This is a genomic window from Pseudomonas sp. SK3(2021) (assembly GCF_016772375.1).
Lineage (GTDB): Bacteria > Pseudomonadota > Gammaproteobacteria > Pseudomonadales > Pseudomonadaceae > Aquipseudomonas > Aquipseudomonas chlororaphis_I.
Window position 1 is genome coordinate 3515513 of sequence record NZ_CP061943.1, and the last position, 23185, is coordinate 3538697.

Below are 23185 nucleotides of genomic sequence, written 5' to 3' on the forward strand. Positions count from 1 at the left end.
TATCAATCCCTTGAGTTCAGAAGTTTCGCCATTATGTTCAAGTGCTCGAACTCGCCCCAGTAGTCGGGAAGTTGGCCAACTATCTGGAAACCGTTACGAAGATGAAATAAATAGGCCGCCCGCTCCCTGTCTATATTCCCGATATCCAGGCACAGGTAACGCTTTCCCTGCTCCAGTGCGTACTTTTCAATCTCTGCATATAACAATGAAGCGATACCGTACCGACGATACTCGTTATCCACGATCAACCAGTCGGCCCACAGCACCTGTTTTGATGGGATCGGTCCCGCAGTACAGCCCATCGTTCCGATAACCATCGAACCCTGGGTCGCTACAAAACGACCGCCCTCATGATCCGGGTTCTCAAGTTCGCCATAAAACTGGGCACTGGCCGATTGAGTGAGATCTTCCGCAGAGGCAATTTGCGAGACCAGTCTCAACAGCGCCGGGACGTCGGACTCCTTGAATCGCCTGATGTAGATATCCTTGCCGGATTCACTGTTCATGGAACTTGATCCTCTTGAGTGCCGAATCCAGACGTTCACAGGCATCCGCCAACATTTGCGGCGTGTGCGCGGCCGACAAGGTCACCGGTTCAGGGCAGTAACTCAGAGGCATGAGGAAGCCATACAGGCCATATTCACGGGACAGCATGTAAAACAGTTTTTGCGCAAAGGCTACTGGGTAGGACTTCTCGATGTCTTTCATGGTCCGGGGACGTTCTGCCGATCCAATATGAACGCCAATCCGACCGCCGTAACTTTCCAGGTGGCAGGGAATATGGTGTTTATCGAAAACATCCCTCAAACCTGCCTTTAACCGAGACTCCAGGTCAGAGACCTGTCGATATACAGCGCCGTCCTGCAGATGTTCAATGACGGCGAGAGCCGCGGACACCGACAGATAACGGCCCGTATTGGTACCGCTGATCTGCACCGGCCCCCGTGGCGAGATGATGTCCATGTACTCGGCTTTACCCGCAATCCCCGCTATCGGCATGCCGCAGCCGAATGCTTTGCCATAGGCGGCAATATCGGGGATGACATCGTAGTCTTTCTGAGCCCCGCCGATGTTGCCGCGGAACCCCGTCAGTACTTCATCGAAAATCAGTAGCGCGCCCTGCTCCGAAGTCAGCGCCCGCAGCCCCTGCAAGAATCCCGCATCGGGTTTTATACAGCCGATATTCAAGGCAACGGGCTCCAGAATGACGCCCGCCACATCGCCCTTGTATCGTTCGAACGCCCGCTGTACCGCCTCCAGATCGTTCCATGGCAGTGGCACGGTCAACATGCCGAATTCATCGGGAATCCCGACGGTACCGCAGAGCCTTTCCAACTCTCCGCTGGCCGATATTTCAGCGGAACGAGGGGACGAATCGACATTCCAGGTAAGAGAATCATTAAGGCCGTGGAAATGCCCTTCAAACTTCAAGATCATGCGCTTACCGGTCACTGCACGGGCTATGCGAGTTGCATACATGGTGGCTTCCAGGCCGGAATTCACAAGCCGCAACTTTTCCGCACAGGGTACGACCGCACAAAACTTCTCGCTCAGCAGCCTGTGTTTATCCGTTTCGTATTGTTGGAGAAAACCCTGCGACAAGGCACTGGTTATGGAATCCTTGATCAGGGAACTGTCATGCCCCAGCAGGCACGAGCCCCATCCCATAATATAATCGTCATACCATTCCCCCGAGGCTATCTGGACTCGCGCACCCGAGGCATTCTGAATCTGTACCGGACCGACCACCGATAAGTGATTCCAGCCGGCCAGCACATTTCCCACTCGTGTTTCCCTAATACAGTCCATGTTCTTCACTGCTCCTTTTTCATGTAGATACGTCAATATGAATTCATCAGGCAGTCGCCATGAGCTGCCCGGAAAACCCGGCCTCGGTTATTCATTGTTTTTATCTGGCGCGATCGCCCGGACAAAATCGAGATGCAGAAAAGTTCGAGCACAGCCAAACTTTTGAGAAAAATACAGAGTATTGATCGAGTTATCGAGGTGGTCGCCGAAACCAGCGCGCACAAATAACCCTACTCTACTGCTATTCGCCAGGATGCATTCAATTCCAATAAAAAAATCAAATCCGCACTATTAATCCCCGCTTGTGACTTGAAGTAAAAAACCTAGACCCGCAAAAAATCAGCGTCAACCTAATAATTAAATAGCGCCTCAACAAACTGTTTTCAAAGAGAAACTTTTTTCCTCAGAACAAACACCTTTAGTTCAGAGTCTTTTATTTCAAATGATCATAAGTAAAAACTTTGCTCGAGAAATCAATACATTGCACCCAACAACTAACCCAATAGCTAAATAACTTCCCATGCTATTTCACGGTACAGTTCGTTAATTGGCGAAATTATTGTTTCTCGCTGGCGCGGTCTAACGCCCTATGCTGGAAGCAGACACTCTTCGATTCATTGCGGATTCGGCACTGTCCGAACAGCGACACCTTGCTCGATCTGGCGAGGAGCGGTCGCCTGTGCCCGGCTGACGGCTGCCCACCTGGGGTCTCCCCGACCCTGTCGGTGCGCAGCCGTGCCACTATTTCTCTCCGAGAGCCCCCGGTGAGTTGGCCGGGGCAGGACGGAAAGACTCGTCCATCACCGCCTGCCCGGTCGCGACAGGTTCCTTGCCGGCGGCACTGCTCGTCGCCCTTGCCGCCGGCGCCGGGGCCTCGGCGGCCTGCTGCAGAATCACCTGCGCCGCCTTCTCCGCTGCCACGTAGATCGAGGTGACGATGAAGAACCCAGGGATCTTGGGAAAGATCGAGGCGTCTACCACCCGCAGGTTGCCCACGCCGCGCACACGGAAGGCACTGTCGAGCACGGCCATGGGGTCATCGTCGGCGCCGATCGGGCAGGTGCAGGAGGCGTGGTGGCCCCAGGCCTGGTTCATGACGAAGGTCTTGAGCTGTTCGTCGGTCTGCACTGCATCGCCGGGCAGTTCTTCGCTGGCGATCAGCCCGGCGTCTTTCAGTGGCTGGGCCAGGTTGCGCACGAACTTGATGCCCTCCACCACCGATTGCAGGTCTTCGCCCTGGGTGTCGTTGCCCTCCTCGAAGTAATGGAAGTTGATCAGCGGGGTGTCGGCCGGGTCCCTCGAACGCAGGGTGACGTAGCCGGCGTTGTTGTTGGTATGGGCCTTGAGTATGGCCCAGGTCAGGTAGTTCAGGTGCTCGACGATCAGCTTCGAGTAGCCGGGGAAATAGCCGCGAAACAGCGCCAGCAGGGAGAAGCAGAACAAGTCCGGCAGCGGCCGCTGTTTCAGGGACTTCTTGATGATCGCCAGGACCGCGCCGTTGGTGCTGTAGACCCCGACCTTGCCCTTGGCCCACTCCTCGTACTGCGGATCGCCCTTGGCGTAGCGCGCGCCCTTGAGCACTTCCCAGTGCTCGAAGTTCATCCGGTTGACCACCCCGACCTCATAGCGATCCTGCAGGTTGCGCCCTACGCCGGGCAACTCGACCCGGACCGGGATGTCCACGGCTTTCAGGGCCGCGCACGGACCTATCCCTGAGAGCATCAACAGTTGCGGGGTGTTGAAGGCACCGCCGGCGAGTATCACTTCGCGGCTGGCGTGCACCTGGCGCAGATCACCGGAGGTATTGCGCGGCAAGGTGCAGGCCCGGTACAACCGCGCGCCCTTGATGTATTCCACGCCATAGGCGCGCTGCTGGTCATCGAGCAACACCCGGGTCACCAGCGCATCCAGCTCGATGTGCAGGTTGTCCGGGTGGCGCTTTTGCACATCCAGCAGGCGTTCGCGGGTGCCGTGGCGATGGTGGTGCCGGGTGGTCAGCGGCGGATAGCGCAGGCCGATGGCTTCCTCGCGCACCAGCCGCCAGTCGTTGGGGTCGCCCACGCCCTGCAACTGCCAGCCGATGCGCTTGAGGGTTTCGCCCAGGGTCTTGAACGCCTGCTCGGCGCAGTCGACGATCGAGCGCACCAGCGACAAGTCGTCGATCACTGCCTCCGGAATCGCCTTCTCCACGTGCAGCCAGCCCTTGAAACCATGCCGCGACGGGTTGATGCCGAACCAGGAGAGAAACCGCTGGAACGGCCGGTGATGGCAGTTCTCCAGGCGCTGGAAGTGCTCGCGCATGGCACTGGCTTTCCATGACGGATCGCCGGTGATCTGCGCGATATGGTCCCAGTCCTGATTGTGCGGGTAGACGGTGATCATCGCGTTGTGCGCGGTGCAGCCACCCAGGCAACTGGCCCGCGGGTACAGCACCCCATCGACGTTCTCGCCCTGGAAGGTCCGGGTGAACTTGGGGTCCTGCAATTGGCGGGCGTCGTCGCTGTAGTGGCGGACGAAGAAGTCCCAGCGCATCGCATCGTTCTCGGTGGAGCGCGGGTGGAACGCCGGCACCTGGTACTCCTCCGGCAGCCGCGGGGCGGTGGTGTCCGCCGCCGGGTCGCTGCCCGACTCCAGCACCAGCACCTTGCGGCCCTGTTCGGCCAGGCGGGCGGCGACGGTGCCACCCCCTGCCCCGGAGCCCACCACGATGTACTCGTAATCCGTTTCGTTGTTCATCGCTGGCCACCTAGAAAGTTTTCAGCAGGGCGATCAAGGCCCGTTTGTCCGCATCACTCAGGGGCGCTTCCTCCTTGAGGAAGCTGGTGCCGAAGTAATGCCCCTTGTCCACCACGAAGTCCGGGCATTTGCTCACCTGCAGCAGCGGCTTGACCAGGCCGGCGAAGACCTTGCGGGCTTCCTCGTCGCTGGCGCCGGGCGGCAGTTGCTTGAGGTCGTGCTTGATCTTCAACAGCAGCTCCAGCACCTGGTCGCGTTTCTCCAGGTCGATGTTCGACAGCAGGTTCACCGGCGTGCCTTGCGGGATCGGCCCGAGCTGGATGCCGTCCTCGCCGAACAGCCACGGCAGCCAGCGGCTGAGCAGGCCTTCGAGCTTTTGCAGGAAGGTCGGCAGATAGCCGCTGCTGACCCGCAGGTAGCTGGTCTGACTGGTGACGTCGACGGTGCCCATGTGGGTCTTGCCGGAACGGGTCATGACCTGGAAGTCGCCGGTGCGGTTTTCCGGCCACAGCAGCATCTCGATCGCGCTGTCGAAGGACGCCATGCGGTCCTCCACCCCACCTTTCCAGTGGAATTGCCCCAGGCGGTTGTTCAGCAGCAGCGGCGCGGTGGACCAGACACTGACCAGCGAGGCTGGCCGCGTATAACCGCGCCCACCCGCCGGCATTGCGTACTCCCAGGGTTCGCCGGTGTAGGGGTTCTGCACCAGCACCGAGCCTACCGCCGGCAACTGCTTGTACGACTGCGATGAGAAGTTGTCCCAGATATTGCCGCCCAGGGCGTTGGTCGCCAGCGGGCTGCAGGCGTTGGTTTCGGTCAGGGTCACCGGCACCCGCAGCTCGGTGGAGAGGAAGTTGTCGGTGAGGAAGTCCTGGTCCTTGACGATGGCGCGCATCGCGGTCTTGAACTCCGGCGTCTTGCTCCAGGTCCAGTAATTGTTCCAGCACTTGAGGTAACCGTCGTTCACGCAGCCGTGGTCGGGAAAGAAGGTCCAGGCCTTTTCCGGCAACTTGCTGGAGTGGCAACGGGCACAGGTGTCGGCGAAGACTTCCTTGCCGCGCTCGAGCACCGCCGCCGGCTCGCTCAGGTGCGCCGTGCCGCCGGGGGCGTTCTTCAGGTAGTCCGGGGTCGCCGAGGCCAGGAAGAACAGCGCCAGGTCCGGGGTCTGCGCCTCGTTGGCGTTCCAGTAGGAGGAGTTCTTGCGCGCCACGTCGATGCGGAACGGGGTGATCGGCTTGCCGCCGATCAGCGGCCGGAAGTGAGTGGTCCACTCCTCGCTGTACAGGCCGATATTGATGAACACCCGGTTCAATGCGCCGAGCGCGCCCACCGAGTCGGCGCCGTCCTTGAGCACCCGTGGGGTGAACACCGTGTCAGGTTTTTTGTAGAACTGTGCCAGCGGGCTGTCGGGCGGCACGCCGGGCACCTCGTTGAACTGGCGGTTGTTCAGCCCGCCGCCGGCGAGCTTTTCCTTGCCCAGGTTGGAGGCCAGCTCGATGCGCGCCTTGAGGTTGTAGACCGCGTTCATGGTGCGCGGGTTGTTGATGTAGTCAGTGGAGACGAACGAGGTGTCCAGCGCTCCCGGTTTCGAGGTGTGGAACAGCTGGTACGGGAAGCTGCTCGGGTCCTGGTTCCACATGAAGATCCGGTCGACCCAGAAGTACTGCGCGCCGGGGTTGGAGTTGAGGTTGGACCAGGCCGGGTGCTCGGGGTCGGCCGGCGGGTTGGTCGGGTTCGGCCCGACATGGCAGAAGCCGCAGGACATGCCGACCCGGTAAGGTTTCACCAGCTTGCTGTCGTTGTAATAGCTGGGGTCTTCGTAATAGCGCTTGGCGTCCCACTTCTTCTGCGCGTGCTCGTCGAAGTCCGGGTTGGGGAACAGCCGCAGGCCGACGATCCCGGTGCCGTAGCCGTAATAGGAGCCCACCGGCAGGTTCTTGCCACGGGCGCCGATCTTCACGCCGGGGTACTTGGTTTCGTCCTCGAAGGGGTCGGCGGCGCAGGTCGGGTCGCGCTTGTCCAGCCACAGGCCGTAGCGGTCGTCGCGCGGCCCCTCGCCCTTGACGTAGCAGGGTTCGTTGACCACCCCCAGCACTTGCCAGCGCTTATCGCGGTTGTATTTCAGGCTCGGGTGGTTGGAGACGGTCTTGAGCAGGTCCAGGTTGCCGACGCTGTCGCGCGAGAGCTTGTCCCACAGCGCGTCGTTGCCGGCAGTCCAGACGATCCAGTTGTTGCGCCCGCGGGCGAAGGCCTGGAGCGCCTGCTGTTCGGTAATGCCAGGGATGAAGGGCGACAGTCGTTCGACCAGCAACTGCGGTTGCTTGGACACGCCGTAGTCCATGTCGGCGAAGTAGTCCTCGTCGGCGCCTTTGAGGCTGCCGGCATCGCGGCCGACGCACTTGGCTTCGTCGAGTCGCTCGCCGGGCTTGTCGCCGCAGGGGTTTTTCGTGTCGCTGCTACAGCCCTGTAACAGCACCAAAGGAAGGAAAATGCTCAACATCAGCTTCACGGGTGTCATGCGCTGCTCCTTGCACGTGCTGCAGACCGGTCCCTCTGTCCTTGGGGACACCTGTGTCGCGACCGGTTCTTTTTCTGATGGCCGAACAACCGACTGCCTGCGCACCGGGCCGGTTAACCTCGGCACGCCAATCGCCTTACAACGCCCTACAGCCGCCATACTAGGCCATGGCGAACGGGTCAATTCTTCCATTTGGCGATGAAAAGCCAGGGGTAATTGCGATTGGCTATGCGCAGGTTACCCGGGGCGTTGCGCTGGAGTCGGGCGCTCTTCGGCGGTGGATGTTCGACACATGGCGGCGACCCTTGGCCCATGAGTCAGCCCGGGCACCGTCTCGTACAACCGCACAGCGATCCCGGACGGGCGTGGCGACCGCGGACGGCAGTCCAGGGACAGGACAAAGGGCCCGTTTGCCCATTGCTAGAAGCGCCAGTACCGCGCTTCGAACGGCTCCAGCGCCTGGCAGGGAAAGCCGATCCGGCCCGGCGTCGTCAGGTCAAAGGAAAAGCTGTCCAGCGGGATCGACAGGCCTTGGCCGCACGCCTTGATATAGGCCTCCTTCAAGGTCCACAGGCTGATGAACGCCGACGCCCGCTCGGCTGTCGGCAGGCTGGACAGGTAGCGGACTTCGCTGGCGGAAAAAAACCGCTCGGCCAGGTCCGTATCGGTCGTCCGCTGCCGTGACTCCACGTCGATACCGACGCTGTTTTCCAGGGTCAGCGCCAACGTCACCAACCCCTCGGTATGGGACAGGTTGAACGCCATCGGCGCCCCGGGTGCGACAATGGCCGGCTTGCCCCAGGCATTGCTGGCAAATACCCATTGCTGCGGCGCCACCCCTGGCGCATACAGCGACAAGCGCCCGGGTGATCAGGTACTGATGGCGGTGGCGCTCGAACATGAAGCGCGCCATGCGCTCGGTTTCCTCGGCGCTCAGCCAGGAGCGATACGCCGCCAACAACGCCGCGTCGCCAATCTGCGGGTCCCGGGCGCTCCAGACATGGATCTCCCCGGGGCCCAGGCGCAATCGTCGATCGTCCAGCAGGCTCACAGCTCCCCCACGCACAGCAAGGCCTTGTTGGCGATATGCCGCTCCGATGGATAGCCAAACGCATTATTGATATAGGTCACCCCCTCCAGGGTGACGCGGCGATTGAGGTGGCTGTGTCCATAGATATGGGTCTGGGCCCCGAGCCGGCGCGCTTGTCGTTCGAGGCGCGCGGAGCCCAGCACCGGATACAGGTAGCGGTACTGGAACGGTACGCCATCCGGCATCAGGTCGATCCTGGGCAGGAAATGGGAGAACGACACAATGTGCCGCACGCCCCGTGTATCGGGCTGCTAGTTGAGTTCATCGAAGGCCCGGCTCACCGCCGCGTCGTCATGGCCGTCCCACTGGCAGGCCTTGAAGTCCATCCAGTTGGCTCGCAACGTCTCGTTGAACGGGCCGAAGGAATAGTCATACCAGCCCAGCAGCGGCACGATCAGGGTACTGCCCACCCTACACGCCTGGGTATGGACCCCGGCGTCGCGGCAGGCCTGGCCGACCGCGCGGTATTTATCGAACGACGAATGCAGCTGCGAGCGGATCACCCACAGGTCGTGATTGCCCGGCACGAAGCACACATGGCGAAAGCGCCTGCTCAGCAGTGCGAGGCTGGAGCTGAGCAGGCCGATTTCATCGGCAACGTCCCCCGCCACGATCAAGATGTTGTCGAGGTAGTCGTCCCGGGACAACTGCTCCAGCCATTTCCGGTTCTCCGGATGGTCGGCGTGCAGATCTGAAACGGTAAATAGCCGCATTGGGGTACCTGGACAGAGCCGTTGAAAACAGCCCGCCGGCGCGGGCTGAAAAGTCAGACCGCATCGATTTCCCTGCCCGGTGCAGTAGGTATCTCCAGCTCATCACGGGGGCTGAGACGGATCTTCAGCCTATCCGGCACCGCCGAGGTGGTGAACACTTCCTTCACCCGTTCCTCGGTCGCCCACCGCAGAAAAAAGTTAAACCTTTGCTGGGCCCCTCCGCTCAACCGTCAGGCGACACCCTGCTCGCTTCATTCTTGGAGAACGATATGAACAACCTGCCGATGAAACGAATGGGGCTGGGCTGCCTGTTGCTGGCGGCCGGCCTGTCCAGTACGTTGGCGGCGACGTCCAGTGCATTCGTCGAACAGGTCGCGCAAGGCGTTATCAACGAGGTCGAGAGCGGCAAGCTGGCCCTGGAGAAAGGCGCCAACGCGCAGGTCAAGGCGTTCGCCACGCAGATGGTCGCCGACCACGGCAAGGCCAACCAGGAATTGCTGGCCCTGGCCGGCAAGCTCGATATCCAGGTGCCCGGCGACGCCTCGCTGACGGCCAAGGCCAAGAAGAGGGTTCTCGTGATGCGTGACGAATCCTTCGACAAGGCCTATGTCGACAACTAGGTGGTGGCCCACAAGCAGACCAGTGGCCCTGTTCAAGAAGGAATTGGCTTCTTCGGACAAGCCCGAGCTGAAGGCCTTCGCCGAGAAGACCCTGCCCACCCTCGAGCATCACCTGGAGATGGCGCAGCAACTGCAGTCGCAGCTCAAATGAGCCCAGGGGCAAGCCATCGCGGGGCTTGCCAGGTGCTGGCATTGGCAGCTATCGGATCGGGAGCGGGACGTTGGCCGGGATATGGATCGAGGCTCCTCGGCGGATGCCTCCTGGCGGGCGCTGCTTGACGCCTCTAAAGGGAAGAGCGCCACGGCGGGAAGAAAACTCCATCCTTGTTTATCGAGGGCTGACCACCGGCTACCGAAGGAAAAAATCCCGCGCGTTCAGGAGGATGGATCACGCCCTGGCCTGTTACTTCTCGAAAGGTGGAGGGACTGGATCGCCTGCCCCGCTGCTCTGTAAAGGATGAAGATTTCCCCATCTCGAATACGCCTGTGGATCACTCGAGTCTTTCTGGATTCAGATCTTCAAGGGGGACGAACGCTTACAAGTTTGAAGTATTTCGTAACCCCGAGTTTTCAACATGTAGGAAATTTCCCAAACAAATGTAGGAAGTTTCTCAGCAAGGTCTATGCCTCTTTCCCTACACCCCTTCCGCATTAAAAAAACACACAACCATTTGATATAAAAAGACTTTCTAAAAATCGATCAATCCTTGCGATTCCTAGGCATCCGTCTATTGCTAGGAATTTTCCTACAGACTCCCCAATAACGAGCGAATTACATTACGCCTCATCCTGTGTGAGTTGAAAGATCAGGTCACGCAAAAAGAAGGCTTCAGTTAGTGAAATTAGCTTTTAAAACTTTCTGACTGACGACCCTCTAAAACTTAATTACCTGCGAAAAGACTGGCAACAATAAGTTTTTGAGGAGGCTGTCTATTCAAGAAACTGGCTACGCGAACACATAACCAATTAACTACTTCTCTTTTCGAGCCCTGTTCATCTGAGCCGGCATCGTTGACTAGCGAAATGCAATCGATTTCAAAAATTTAAAATTTATATAACCATTATTGCAGAGGTTGGCTGACGCCAGACGTCATGAATAAAATACACACTGTACTTTGGAGCCTTTCAAAAAGTTGCTGGGTTGTTGCATCGGAGCTGGCTATTAGTGGCGGAAAAACCAAAAGCCGTGGTTCAATTATTGTTAATGGTGATGTTCATCAGTTCCAGGCGAAGAAGTGCAACAACATGTCAACAATGTCGTTACCTCTTGCCGGGATGAGTTTTTTCAATAACCGGATGCTGCTGGGCGGCCTCACTTTTCCATTCCTCTTGAGTCTGGGATGGACGTCCAGCGCTTTTTCAGCTGGCGGCGATGGTATATATATTAATGATGGAGTCGACAGGGGCTGCTCCCATGCTGGAGATAGCGGTAATTATAAAGAAATACGAGATAACAACGGCTGCGACTCATCAGATAAGTCCACCCAAACTAATCGCTCGCTATTTTATAACCCGAATGGTACGACAGGCGCAAATAACAACGGGGCGACATCTCTGACCCTCGGCAATGAGCTTTTTGTTAATGGCGGCTCCACCGCAGGATTAATGACGCCTACAACTGCGGCTGCCCATATCAACACACTCGATATGCGTGGCACCAAAATACTGCAACTCGGGAACGGGACAGTATCGACCGGTTCATTGGAAGCGGTGAACGGCTCCGAACTGTTCAACACGGCCTCCTCGGCTGCCGCCGCCCTCGGCGGCGGTGCTGCGCTCAGCGGTGTAGCTGGTTTGATTTCTGTGCCGAGCTATAGCACCACCCCGATCAATGCCGCAGGCACCGCCACCACCGCGACCATCAGCAACAATGTCGGCGCAGCCCTGACCAGTCTCAATGGCAGCCTGGTCAATACCGCCGCCGTGGCCGTCAAATATGACAGCGCCGCCACCAAGGCCAAGGTCACCTTCAATCCTGCTGGTACCCCTACCACCCTCGCCAACGTTGCCGCCGGTACCCTGAGCCCCACCAGCACTGAAGCTGTCAATGGCAGCCAGTTGAACAGCACCAATAACAGCATCGTTTCCCTGAGCAACAACAGCAGTAACCAGGACCAGAACATCGCCAACGCGCTGGGTGGCGGTGCTACATCGAACACCACTACCGGGACCTGGACAGCTCCCACCTTCAGCACCACGCCAATCAGCACCGCTGGTAACGCCACCACCGCGACCACCACCAACAACGTCGGCGATGCCCTGTCCAGCCTCAACAACAGCCTGGTCAACACCGCCGCCGTGGGTGTCAAGTACGACGACGTGAACAGCAAGACCAAGGTGACCTTCAACCCAGCGGGTACTGCTACCACCCTGACCAATGTCGCCGCCGGCACCCTGAGCGCGACCAGCAGCGATGCGGTCAATGGCAGCCAGCTGTTCGAGACCAACACCTCGGTCACCAACCTGGGCAGCAGCCTCAACCAATCCATTACCAATCTGAGTACCGAGTTCAATACCCAACTGGGTAACCTGGCCAATAGCTCCGGTAACCAGCTCGGTCAGCTTGGCGAAGGCATCGCCAACGCCCTGGGCGGCGGTGCTCAAGTAGACCCGGCCACTGGCGCGGTGACCGCCCCAAGTTTCAGCACCACCAGCATCGATGCCGCCGGCAAGGCCAGCGCCACGCCGGCCATCAGCAGCAATGTCGGTGATGCCCTGTCCAGCCTCAACAACAGCCTGGCCAACACCGCCGCCGTGGGTGTCAAGTACGACGACGTGGACAGCAAGACCAAGGTGACCTTCAACCCCGGTGGCACCGCCACCACCTTGACCAATGTCGCCGCCGGCACCCTGAGCGCGACCAGCAGCGATGCGGTCAACGGCAGCCAGTTGTTCGAGACCAACACCTCGGTCACCAACCTGGGCAGCAGCCTCGGTGAGAGCATTACCAACATCAATACCCAACTGGGTAACCTGGCCACCAGTTCCGGCAAACAGCTCGGTCAACTTGGCGAAGGCATCGCCAATGCCCTGGGTGGCGGCGCTCAAGTAGACCCGGCCACTGGCGCGGTGACCGCCCCAAGTTTCAGCACCACCAGCATCGATGCCGCCGGCAAGGCCAGCGTCACGCCGGCCATCAGCAGCAATGTCGGTGATGCCCTGTCCAGCCTCAACAACAGCCTGGCCAACACCGCCGCCGTGGGCGTCAAGTACGACGACGTGAACAGCAAGACCAAGGTGACCTTCAACCCAGCGGGTACTGCTACCACCCTGACCAATGTCGCCGCCGGCACCCTGAGCGCGACCAGCAGCGATGCGGTCAATGGCAGCCAGCTGTTCGAGACCAACACCTCGGTCACCAACCTGGGCAGCAGCCTCGGTGAGAGCATTACCAACATCAATACCCAACTGGGTAACCTGGCCACCAGTTCCGGCAAACAGCTCGGTCAACTTGGCGAAGGCATCGCCAATGCCCTGGGTGGCGGCGCTCAAGTAGACCCGGCCACTGGCGCGGTGACCGCCCCAAGTTTCAGCACCACCAGCATCGATGCCGCCGGCAAGGCCAGCGCCACGCCGGCCATCAGCAGCAATGTCGGTGATGCCCTGTCCAGCCTCAACAACAGCCTGGCCAACACCGCCGCCGTGGGTGTCAAGTACGACGACGTGGACAGCAAGACCAAGGTGACCTTCAACCCCGGTGGCACCGCCACCACCTTGACCAATGTCGCCGCCGGCACCCTGAGCGCGACCAGCAGCGATGCGGTCAACGGCAGCCAGTTGTTCGAGACCAACACCTCGGTCACCAACCTGGGCAGCAGCCTCGGTGAGAGCATTACCAACATCAATACCCAACTGGGTAACCTGGCCACCAGTTCCGGCAAACAGCTCGGTCAACTTGGCGAAGGCATCGCCAATGCCCTGGGTGGCGGCGCTCAAGTAGACCCGGCCACTGGCGCGGTGACCGCCCCAAGTTTCAGCACCACCAGCATCGATGCCGCCGGCAAGGCCAGCGCCACGCCGGCCATCAGCAGCAATGTCGGTGATGCCCTGTCCAGCCTCAACAACAGCCTGGCCAACACCGCCGCCGTGGGTGTCAAGTACGACGACGTGGACAGCAAGACCAAGGTGACCTTCAACCCCGGTGGCACCGCCACCACCTTGACCAATGTCGCCGCCGGCACCCTGAGCGCGACCAGCAGCGATGCGGTCAATGGCAGCCAGTTGTTCGAGACCAACACCTCGGTCACCAACCTGGGCAGCAGCCTCAACCAATCCATTACCAATCTGAGTACCGAGTTCAATACCCAACTGGGTAACCTGGCCAATAGCTCCGGTAACCAGCTCAGTCAGCTTGGCGAAGGCATCGCCAACGCCCTGGGCGGCGGCGCTCAAGTAGACCCGGCCACCGGCGCGGTGACCGCCCCGAGCTTCAGCACTACCGGCATCGATGCCGCCGGCAAGGCCAGCGCCACGCCGACCACCAGCAGCAACGTCGGCGATGCCCTGTCCAGCCTCAACAACAGCCTGGTCAACACCGCCGCCGTGGGCGTCAAGTACGACGACGTGAACAGCAAGAGCAAGGTGACCTTCAACCCCGGTGGCACCGCCACCACCTTGACCAATGTCGCCGCCGGCACTTTGAGCGCGACCAGCAGCGATGCGGTCAATGGCAGCCAGCTGTTCGAGACCAACACCTCGGTCACCAACCTGGGCAGCAGCCTCAACCAATCCATTACCAATCTGAGTACCGAGTTCAATACCCAACTGGGTAACCTGGCCAATAGCTCCGGTAACCAGCTCGGTCAGCTTGGCGAAGGCATCGCCAACGCCCTGGGCGGCGGCGCTCAAGTAGACCCGGCCACTGGCGCGGTAACCGCCCCAAGCTTCAGCACCACCAGCATCGATGCCGCTGGCAAGGCCAGCGCCACACCGACCATCAGCAGCAACGTCGGCGATGCCCTGTCCAGCCTCAACAACAGCCTGGTCAACACCGCCGCCGTGGGCGTCAAGTACGACGACGTGAACAGCAAGAGCAAGGTGACCTTCAACCCCGGTGGCACCGCCACCACCTTGACCAATGTCGCCGCCGGCACTTTGAGCGCGACCAGCAGCGATGCGGTCAATGGCAGCCAGCTGTTCGAGACCAACACCTCGGTCACCAACCTGGGCAGCAGCCTCAACCAATCCATTACCAATCTGAGTACCGAGTTCAATACACAGCTTGGCAACCTGGCCAATAGCTCCGGTAACCAGGTCAGTCAACTTGGCGAAGGCATCGCCAACGCCCTGGGCGGCGGCGCTCAAGTAGACCCGGCCACTGGCGCGGTGACCGCCCCAAGTTTCAGCACCACCAGCATCGATGCCGCCGGCAAGGCCAGCGTCACGCCGGCCATCAGCAGCAATGTCGGTGATGCCCTGTCCAGCCTCAACAACAGCCTGGCCAACACCGCCGCCGTGGGCGTCAAGTACGACGACGTGAACAGCAAGACCAAGGTGACCTTCAACCCAGCGGGTACTGCTACCACCCTGACCAATGTCGCCGCCGGCACCCTGAGCGCGACCAGCAGCGATGCGGTCAATGGCAGCCAGTTGTTCGAGACCAACACCTCGGTCACCAACCTGGGCAGCAGCCTCAACCAATCCATTACCAATCTGAGTACCGAGTTCAATACCCAACTGGGTAACCTGGCCAATAGCTCCGGTAACCAGCTCGGTCAGCTTGGCGAAGGCATCGCCAACGCCCTGGGCGGCGGCGCTCAAGTAGACCCGGCCACTGGCGCGGTAACCGCCCCAAGCTTCAGCACCACCAGCATCGATGCCGCTGGCAAGGCCAGCGCCACACCGACCATCAGCAGCAACGTCGGCGATGCCCTGTCCAGCCTCAACAACAGCCTGGTCAACACCGCCGCCGTGGGCGTCAAGTACGACGACGTGAACAGCAAGAGCAAGGTGACCTTCAACCCCGGTGGCACCGCCACCACCTTGACCAATGTCGCCGCCGGCACTTTGAGCGCGACCAGCAGCGATGCGGTCAATGGCAGCCAGCTGTTCGAGACCAACACCTCGGTCACCAACCTGGGCAGCAGCCTCAACCAATCCATTACCAATCTGAGTACCGAGTTCAATACCCAACTGGGTAACCTGGCCAATAGCTCCGGTAACCAGCTCAGTCAGCTTGGCGAAGGCATCGCCAACGCCCTGGGCGGCGGCGCTCAAGTAGACCCGGCCACTGGCGCGGTGACCGCCCCAAGTTTCAGCACCACCAGCATCGATGCCGCCGGCAAGGCCAGCGTCACGCCGGCCATCAGCAGCAATGTCGGTGATGCCCTGTCCAGCCTCAACAACAGCCTGGCCAACACCGCCGCCGTGGGCGTCAAGTACGACGACGTGAACAGCAAGACCAAGGTGACCTTCAACCCAGCGGGTACTGCTACCACCCTGACCAATGTCGCCGCCGGCACCCTGAGCGCGACCAGCAGCGATGCGGTCAATGGCAGCCAGTTGTTCGAGACCAACACCTCGGTCACCAACCTGGGCAGCAGCCTCAACCAATCCATTACCAATCTGAGTACCGAGTTCAATACCCAACTGGGTAACCTGGCCAATAGCTCCGGTAACCAGCTCGGTCAGCTTGGCGAAGGCATCGCCAACGCCCTGGGCGGCGGCGCTCAAGTAGACCCGGCCACTGGCGCGGTAACCGCCCCAAGCTTCAGCACCACCAGCATCGATGCCGCTGGCAAGGCCAGCGCCACACCGACCATCAGCAGCAACGTCGGCGATGCCCTGTCCAGCCTCAACAACAGCCTGGTCAACACCGCCGCCGTGGGCGTCAAGTACGACGACGTGAACAGCAAGAGCAAGGTGACCTTCAACCCCGGTGGCACCGCCACCACCTTGACCAATGTCGCCGCCGGCACTTTGAGCGCGACCAGCAGCGATGCGGTCAATGGCAGCCAGCTGTTCGAGACCAACACCTCGGTCACCAACCTGGGCAGCAGCCTCAACCAATCCATTACCAATCTGAGTACCGAGTTCAATACCCAACTGGGTAACCTGGCCAATAGCTCCGGTAACCAGCTCAGTCAGCTTGGCGAAGGCATCGCCAACGCCCTGGGCGGCGGCGCTCAAGTAGACCCGGCCACTGGCGCGGTGACCGCCCCAAGTTTCAGCACCACCAGCATCGATGCCGCCGGCAAGGCCAGCGCCACGCCGGCCATCAGCAGCAATGTCGGTGATGCCCTGTCCAGCCTCAACAACAGCCTGGTCAACACCGCCGCCGTGGGCGTCAAGTACGACGACGTGAACAGCAAGAGCAAGGTGACCTTCAACCCCGGTGGCACCGCCACCACCTTGACCAATGTCGCCGCCGGCACTTTGAGCGCGACCAGCAGCGATGCGGTCAATGGCAGCCAGCTGTTCGAGACCAACACCTCGGTCACCAACCTGGGCAGCAGCCTCAACCAATCCATTACCAATCTGAGTACCGAGTTCAATACACAGCTTGGCAACCTGGCCAATAGCTCCGGTAACCAGGTCAGTCAACTTGGCGAAGGCATCGCCAACGCCCTGGGCGGCGGCGCTCAAGTAGACCCGGCCACTGGCGCGGTGACCGCCCCAAGTTTCAGCACCACCAGCATCGATGCCGCCGGCAAGGCCAGCGTCACGCCGGCCATCAGCAGCAATGTCGGTGATGCCCTGTCCAGCCTCAACAACAGCCTGGCCAACACCGCCGCCGTGGGCGTCAAGTACGACGACGTGAACAGCAAGACCAAGGTGACCTTCAACCCAGCGGGTACTGCTACCACCCTGACCAATGTCGCCGCCGGCACCCTGAGCGCGACCAGCAGCGATGCGGTCAATGGCAGCCAGTTGTTCGAGACCAACACCTCGGTCACCAACCTGGGCAGCAGCCTCAACCAATCCATTACCAATCTGAGTACCGAGTTCAATACACAGCTTGGCAACCTGGCCAATAGCTCCGGTAACCAGGTCAGTCAACTTGGCGAAGGCATCGCCAACGCCCTGGGCGGCGGCGCTCAAGTAGACCCGGCCACTGGCGCGGTGACCGCCCCAAGCTTCAGCACCACCAGCATCGATGCCGCTGGCAAGGCCAGCGCCACACCGACCATCAGCAGCAACGTCGGCGATGCCCTGTCCAGCCTCAACAACAGCCTGGTCAACACCGCTGCCGTGGGCGTCAAGTACGACGACGTGAACAGCAAGACCAAGGTGACCTTCAACCCAGCGGGTACTGCTACCACCCTGACCAATGTCGCCGCCGGCACCCTGAGCGCGACCAGCAGCGATGCGGTCAATGGCAGCCAGCTGTTCGAGACCAACACCTCGGTCACCAACCTGGGCAGCAGCCTCGGTGAGAGCATTACCAACATCAATACCCAACTGGGTAACCTGGCCACCAGTTCCGGCAAACAGCTCGGTCAACTTGGCGAAGGCATCGCCAATGCCCTGGGTGGCGGCGCTCAAGTAGACCCGGCCACTGGCGCGGTGACCGCCCCAAGTTTCAGCACCACCAGCATCGATGCCGCCGGCAAGGCCAGCGTCACGCCGGCCATCAGCAGCAATGTCGGTGATGCCCTGTCCAGCCTCAACAACAGCCTGGCCAACACCGCCGCCGTGGGCGTCAAGTACGACGACGTGGACAGCAAGAGCAAGGTGACCTTCAACCCCGGTGGCACCGCCACCACCCTGAGCAATGTCGCCGCCGGCACTTTGAGCGCGACCAGCAGCGATGCGGTCAACGGCAGCCAGTTGTTCGAGACCAATCAAGCGGTCAGCGGTTTGGGCAATCAAGTCACGGGGCTGGGAACTCAACTCGGCAACCTGGCGGCCAGCGCCGGCACGCAGAACCAGAACATCGCCAATGCCCTGGGCGGCGGCGCCCAGGTGAACGCCATCACTGGCGCCTGGACGGCACCGAGCTTCAGCACCACCAGCATCGATGCCGCCGGCAAGGCCAGCGCCACGCCGGCCACCAGCAACAACGTTGGTGACGCCCTGACCAGCCTCAGCAACAGCCTGGCCAACACTGCCGCCGTGGGTGTCAAGTACGACGACGTGGACAGCAAGACCAAGGTGACCTTCAACCCGGGTGGCACCGCCACCACTCTGGCCAATGTCAAAGCGGGCGAGCTGACGGCCACCAGCACCGAGGCCGTCAATGGTAGCCAGTTGTTTACCACCAACACTCGGATCGACAACATCGTCAACAATGGGGCCGGCATTAAGTACTTCCACACCCTATCCGCCAAGACCGACTCGCTCGCCAGCGGCGCGGACTCGGTCGCAGTGGGCCCCAATGCCCAGGCCAGCGCCACGGCCGCCATCGCCCTGGGTAACGACGCCAGCGCGACAGCTGCCAGCGCGGTGGCCATCGGTGACGGCGCCACAGCCTCGGCTGCTGGCAGCGTCGCCCTGGGCAAGGGCGCCAGCGACGATCAACGCGGCACGCAAAGCTATACCGGCAAGTACTCGGGGGTGAACAACAGCACGGCCGGCGTTGTCTCGGTCGGTAACGCCGCCACTGGCCAAACCCGCGTCCTGAGCAACGTTGCCGATGGCAGCAAGGCCACCGACGCCGTCAACCTGCGTCAACTTGACGGCGCGGTCGCCGAGTCCAAGACCTACACAGACACCAGCATCAAGCAGGTCCAGAGTTCGATCAAAAACATGGATGCCGTGGCGACCAACCTCAACAACAGTGTGGCCAAGGTCGAGGCCGACATCAGCAGTGTGCAGAAAGGCACCAGTGGTGCGTTCCAGGTCAACAACAGCCGCAACGCGCAACAGCCCAAGGCAAGCGGTGCCAATGCCGTGGCCGGGGGCATGGGCTCGCGGGCCTCGGGCGATAACAGCGTGGCGATCGGCAGCAATGCCCAGGCCACCGCGAAAAATGCCACCGCCACCGGTAACGATGCCCAGGCCACCGCAAACAATAGCGTCGCGCTCGGAGCCAACTCGGTCGCCGACCGGGAAAACAGCGTCTCGGTGGGGCATGCAGGGAGTGAACGGCAAATCACCAACGTCGCCGCCGGTAGCCGGATGACCGACGCGGTCAATGTCGAGCAACTGAGCCGCAGCGTGGCCAGTGTCACCAGTGAAGCCAATGCCTACACCGACCGGCGTTTCGCCGACATCCGCCACGACCTCCAGCAACAAGACAGCACTCTTAGCGCCGGTATCGCCGGAGCCATGGCAATGGCCAGCCTGCCACGCTCGTCGACGGAAGGGGGCAGCATGACCTCGGTGGCGATGGGCAACTACCGCGGCCAGTCGGCACTGGCGGTGGGTGTCTCGCATGTCTCGGAAAACGGTCGCTGGTCCACCAACCTGATGGGCACCACCAACAGCCAAAACGATACCGGTGTGGCCGTGGGTGTTGGCTATCAGTGGTAAGCCGCAAGCTTGACAAGTAAGAAGCAAGGCCCGGCCCGAACCGGGCCTTGCTCTTCCGGGCCGCCCCTCCCGCACCAGGGGCAATCATTCCCGGATATTTCACTACAGGATCATTTTGATGAAATTCAAGCTGCTTCCCGGCCTTGGCCTGGTATTCGCACTGGGGCTGTCCGGCTGCGGAGAGACAAAGAATGCCGTTGAGGTTCGCTCCCAATGGCTCGATCTGCCCGCCCTGCCCATCCTGCAAAACGCCGTACTCAGCCTCGCCGACACACTGGCGCCGCATAAACAACCCTTGATCATGGAGCAGCTGTGCGCCTTGGCCAGAGGCGATATCCAGCAGGAAAACGTCAATGCCTTCATTCAGCAACAAGGTGGCAACGCCGGGGATATCCCGGCGCAGGGCCATCCGTTATCGCTGCTGGTCAATGGTGACCGACAGACCCAGGCCAGCACCTGCGCGGCATACCTGGCGAGCACGGTGTTATCGCCACTGAGCCTGAGCGGACTCATGATCGAGGCGCCGCCCCCAGCCACCGAGAACAAGAACGGCCAAGTAGAAAAAACCACACCACAGATCGACCAGGCGAAACTGCTGGCGGCCCTGCCCCATAAGCTGGCGATCGCGCAAACCAATGCCGATGTCTTCGCGCTGATCGCCGCCGAGCTGCAGAGCCGCCCTGGGCTGACGCTGGAGCAGTATCGACAACTGTCCATTGAAATGTTCGCGAACCTGGCACCGGCTTATTTGCAGCGGGTAAAAGCGCAGCTACCGCCGCCCGGCACCCAGTACAAAGTGCTGAAGCTGGATGCCGATCAATTCATCTTCATCAGTAGCACCCGAACGTCGTTTGCCTACGATTTCTCAGGTTTGAAGCTGCTGCACAATGGCATCACCTGGTTTGGTGAAGGCAAGCTCCTGGGCAAGGACTATTTTCTGAAAGTCGCCTACTTGCCGGAAAATGCCAGGCAACTGGCGGGCATGCAGCTCTAGCCTCGACAGCTCCCGGTTCAAGGGCGCCCTCGGCACAGTCCGGCATATGTCGATACGACATGGTTCTCGGCGCCCCACTCGACCGTACCCGTTAATGCCCCGACGACGTTCTGGGGCGTTAGCACGCTCCAGTAGCACTCTCATCATCGCTTCAGCTTGAAGCCCCTAAAATGCGCCATCCAACCTTGAACCAGTCAAGCGCTCTCTGGAAGGAAGGCCTGCTCCCTTGCCCGCTCCGGGTTGCCCGTCTTCTCGCATACCATCTCCGACAAGAACGAAACACGGGCTGATACAAGACCGCCAGACACTCCACACCTTGCAAGCAAGCACCGCCTCGACAAGGAGCAATCGGCCAACGGCTGCATTGTGAAAACCGGGATACACAACGTCGCCGCCATGGTGTGCGGCGGTTGGCTCTGTCTGCGCAGACATGCACGGCCAGACTCAAGACATGAATTGACGGGGGTTGAAACAGCAGGGAAATGATGGGTGGGATACGGGCAAAGGACCAAGCACAATCGGCACGGCGGTGTCATCCGCATTCACCAGACCGTGCACTATCTGTGCAGTAGACGGCCCCAGAAAGGGCTCGTGCCGGCGTTCAGCGCAATATATTGCGAAACAATCGACGGCGGATGTTTTTTTTCTGTCCGGGATCAATCTCGGACATCAAGCTCTTGATCGTCTCGCTATCGGGTACGCCCGAAAGCTTTTTCACCACTCGATAGCCGGGCTCCTCCTCGGCCACAGGGACCGGCACCGGGGTACCCTCATAGATCAGGGCATTACGGATGCAGGGGCAGCGATGGCAAAAGTCTTCAAGGTTGATGCCGGCTCCCACTGCCAGCGCACTGTTGATCACCAGCAGGTCGAAGGGCTCGACGGCATGATCAGTCATGGCCAACAATTCATCGAAGGAGGAAACGGGTGCAACCCGATGGTAGCCGTACTGATTGAGCATGCGTTCGATGCTCAGTCGTTGCAGGTGCTCGTTTTCGACAATCAATATGCGTAAAGACGGTGTCGGCATTCTCATCTCCTCAGGGGCGGTCCGATCAGGCATCAGATGATGGTGTCAGGCATGACCCGGGTCTCCAGCCAGACCAGCAGGTCCTGCTTGGTCATGGGTTTGGCGAACAGGAAGCCCTGCCCCTGGGCACAGCCCAAATCAAGCAGCTGCTGGTGCTGCTCCGGCGTTTCGATGCCCTCGACCACCACCGACATGCCCAGAGTCGCGCCAAGGGCCAGGGTGCTGCTGATGGCCGCACGGCACCGAGGTTCGTCCAACCCTCGGACAAACTGGCCATCGAGTTTGATTTCGTTGAACGGCAACCGGCACAGGCGTTGCAAGGATGAAAACCCCACACCGAAATCATCAATGGACAGCCGGCACCCCATCATGCGCAAGCGCACCAGGCTTTCCAGGCAGGTTGCCGAGGCTTCCAGCAATCCGCTTTCGGTCAACTCGAAGGTCAGGGTCGAACCTGGCAACCCGTAGCCGTACAGCACATTCTTGATGGTCGAGACCAGCTCTGGGTTGGACAATTGCACCGGCTCCAGGTTGAATGCGACGTTCAACAGATGACCCCGACTCCAGGCCTGGCGTTGTAACTCCAGGCCATGGTTGAGCTGGGTAAAGAACAGGTCATTGAGCAAGTCGCTGCTTTCAATGGCGGGCATGAATACCGCGGGCGGGACCATCTCGCCAGAAGGATGATTCCAGCGCGTCAACGCCTCCACCCCCACCACATCCCCCATCAGCAGATTGATCTTGGGTTGGAAATACGTCTCCATCTGCTGGTGCTGCATCGCCGAGCGGACCTCGTCTATTCCTGCCAGGGCGAAGGGTTTGAGGGTCGCCGAGGTAACCGCCGGTTTGTACAAATGCTTTTTCAGAAGTGCCTCCAAGGTATCGATCCGCAAGGGCTTGCCAACGTCGCCCAACAACTCAAGCCCGAGTAATGGCACCAGTTGCCGCGCGGCCCGTCGCACATCCTCACTGAGTGAGCTGCTGAGAATCACCGCCCCCACCAGCCCCGCGCGAGCCACGCGATGCAGGAATTCCAGACCATCCATGCCCTCCATGTGCAGATCGCACAAAGCAATATCCACAGGTCCGACCCGTTGCAGGATCTCCAGGGCCTGTGCGCCATTTGAGGCACTGAACACGTCCTGGCAGCCCAGCTGTTTGAGCTGGCTGGCGGCGACCGTCTGCTGGAAGAGATGGTCTTCCAGCACCAGGACACGTAGGGGCAACGCTTGCATGAATTATTCTCCGCGGTACGGTTGCAG

The 23185-nt window shown here is 60.5% G+C and carries 11 protein-coding genes and 2 pseudogenes; 4 read left to right on the forward strand and 9 right to left on the reverse strand.

Annotated features, from left to right (window positions below; all coding sequences use genetic code 11):
* Nucleotides 1-2 precede the first annotated feature (2 nt).
* From IF690_RS15700 to IF690_RS15730, 7 genes are all read right to left on the reverse strand, one after another.
* Nucleotides 3-506 (reverse strand): GNAT family N-acetyltransferase, encoded by a 504-nt coding sequence (locus tag IF690_RS15700; RefSeq protein ID WP_202696376.1) that lies wholly within the window; start codon nt 504-506, stop codon nt 3-5.
* Nucleotides 496-1785, reverse strand: a complete 1290-nt coding sequence (locus tag IF690_RS15705) for an aspartate aminotransferase family protein (protein ID WP_202696377.1) — start codon at nt 1783-1785, stop codon at nt 496-498. Before IF690_RS15705 ends, IF690_RS15700 begins: the two co-directional genes overlap by 11 nt.
* A gap of 765 nt (nt 1786-2550) precedes the next feature.
* Complete coding sequence (locus tag IF690_RS15710) at nt 2551-4545, reverse strand: GMC family oxidoreductase (protein ID WP_252189483.1); 1995 nt, start codon at nt 4543-4545, stop codon at nt 2551-2553.
* A gap of 10 nt (nt 4546-4555) precedes the next feature.
* Complete coding sequence (locus tag IF690_RS15715) at nt 4556-7063, reverse strand: hypothetical protein (protein WP_202696378.1); 2508 nt, start codon at nt 7061-7063, stop codon at nt 4556-4558.
* Nucleotides 7064-7483: 420 nt separating this feature from the next.
* Nucleotides 7484-7921 carry a 4'-phosphopantetheinyl transferase family protein gene (locus IF690_RS15720; RefSeq protein ID WP_202696379.1) on the reverse strand — a complete coding sequence of 146 codons (438 nt, stop codon included), beginning with the start codon at nt 7919-7921 and terminating at the stop codon, nt 7484-7486.
* Nucleotides 7922-8110: 189 nt separating this feature from the next.
* Nucleotides 8111-8386, reverse strand: a complete 276-nt coding sequence (locus tag IF690_RS15725) for a hypothetical protein (protein ID WP_202696380.1) — start codon at nt 8384-8386, stop codon at nt 8111-8113.
* An 18-nt stretch (nt 8387-8404) separates the two neighbouring features.
* Nucleotides 8405-8866, reverse strand: a complete 462-nt coding sequence (locus IF690_RS15730; protein WP_202696381.1) for a metallophosphoesterase — start codon at nt 8864-8866, stop codon at nt 8405-8407.
* A 269-nt stretch (nt 8867-9135) separates the two neighbouring features.
* Between IF690_RS15730 and IF690_RS15735 the strand changes: the two are divergent.
* The 4 genes and pseudogenes from IF690_RS15735 (at nt 9136) to IF690_RS15745 (ending at nt 20893) form a co-directional block, all read left to right on the forward strand.
* A pseudogene (locus IF690_RS15735) lies at nt 9136-9637 on the forward strand (DUF4142 domain-containing protein).
* Nucleotides 9638-10578: 941 nt separating this feature from the next.
* Nucleotides 10579-10677: pseudogene (locus IF690_RS29180) on the forward strand (ESPR-type extended signal peptide-containing protein); the annotation flags it as partial.
* A gap of 519 nt (nt 10678-11196) precedes the next feature.
* Nucleotides 11197-19899, forward strand: a complete 8703-nt coding sequence (locus IF690_RS15740) for a YadA family autotransporter adhesin (RefSeq protein ID WP_252189573.1) — start codon at nt 11197-11199, stop codon at nt 19897-19899.
* 118 nt (nt 19900-20017) lie between these two features.
* Nucleotides 20018-20893, forward strand: coding sequence for a hypothetical protein (locus IF690_RS15745; protein WP_202696383.1), 876 nt, complete (start codon nt 20018-20020; stop codon nt 20891-20893).
* Between the two features lie 601 nt (nt 20894-21494).
* Here the strand turns inward: IF690_RS15745 and IF690_RS15750 are convergent.
* Nucleotides 21495-21923, reverse strand: a complete 429-nt coding sequence (locus IF690_RS15750; protein ID WP_202696384.1) for an ANTAR domain-containing protein — start codon at nt 21921-21923, stop codon at nt 21495-21497.
* Between the two features lie 32 nt (nt 21924-21955).
* Nucleotides 21956-23158, reverse strand: a complete 1203-nt coding sequence (locus IF690_RS15755) for an EAL domain-containing response regulator (protein WP_202696385.1) — start codon at nt 23156-23158, stop codon at nt 21956-21958.
* Nucleotides 23159-23185: the final 27 nt, after the last annotated feature.

What these genes read in the sequence shown, in the direction of transcription:
- IF690_RS15700 (WP_202696376.1), bottom strand. Translation starts at nt 506, where the DNA reads ATGAACAGTGAATCCGGCAAGGATATCTACATCAGGCGATTCAAGGAG.
- IF690_RS15710 (WP_252189483.1), bottom strand. Translation starts at nt 4,545, where the DNA reads ATGAACAACGAAACGGATTACGAGTACATCGTGGTGGGCTCCGGGGCA.
- IF690_RS15715 (WP_202696378.1), bottom strand. Translation starts at nt 7,063, where the DNA reads ATGACACCCGTGAAGCTGATGTTGAGCATTTTCCTTCCTTTGGTGCTG.
- IF690_RS15730 (WP_202696381.1), bottom strand. Translation starts at nt 8,866, where the DNA reads ATGCGGCTATTTACCGTTTCAGATCTGCACGCCGACCATCCGGAGAAC.
- IF690_RS15745 (WP_202696383.1), top strand. Translation starts at nt 20,018, where the DNA reads ATGAAATTCAAGCTGCTTCCCGGCCTTGGCCTGGTATTCGCACTGGGG.
- IF690_RS15750 (WP_202696384.1), bottom strand. Translation starts at nt 21,923, where the DNA reads ATGCCGACACCGTCTTTACGCATATTGATTGTCGAAAACGAGCACCTG.
- IF690_RS15755 (WP_202696385.1), bottom strand. Translation starts at nt 23,158, where the DNA reads ATGCAAGCGTTGCCCCTACGTGTCCTGGTGCTGGAAGACCATCTCTTC.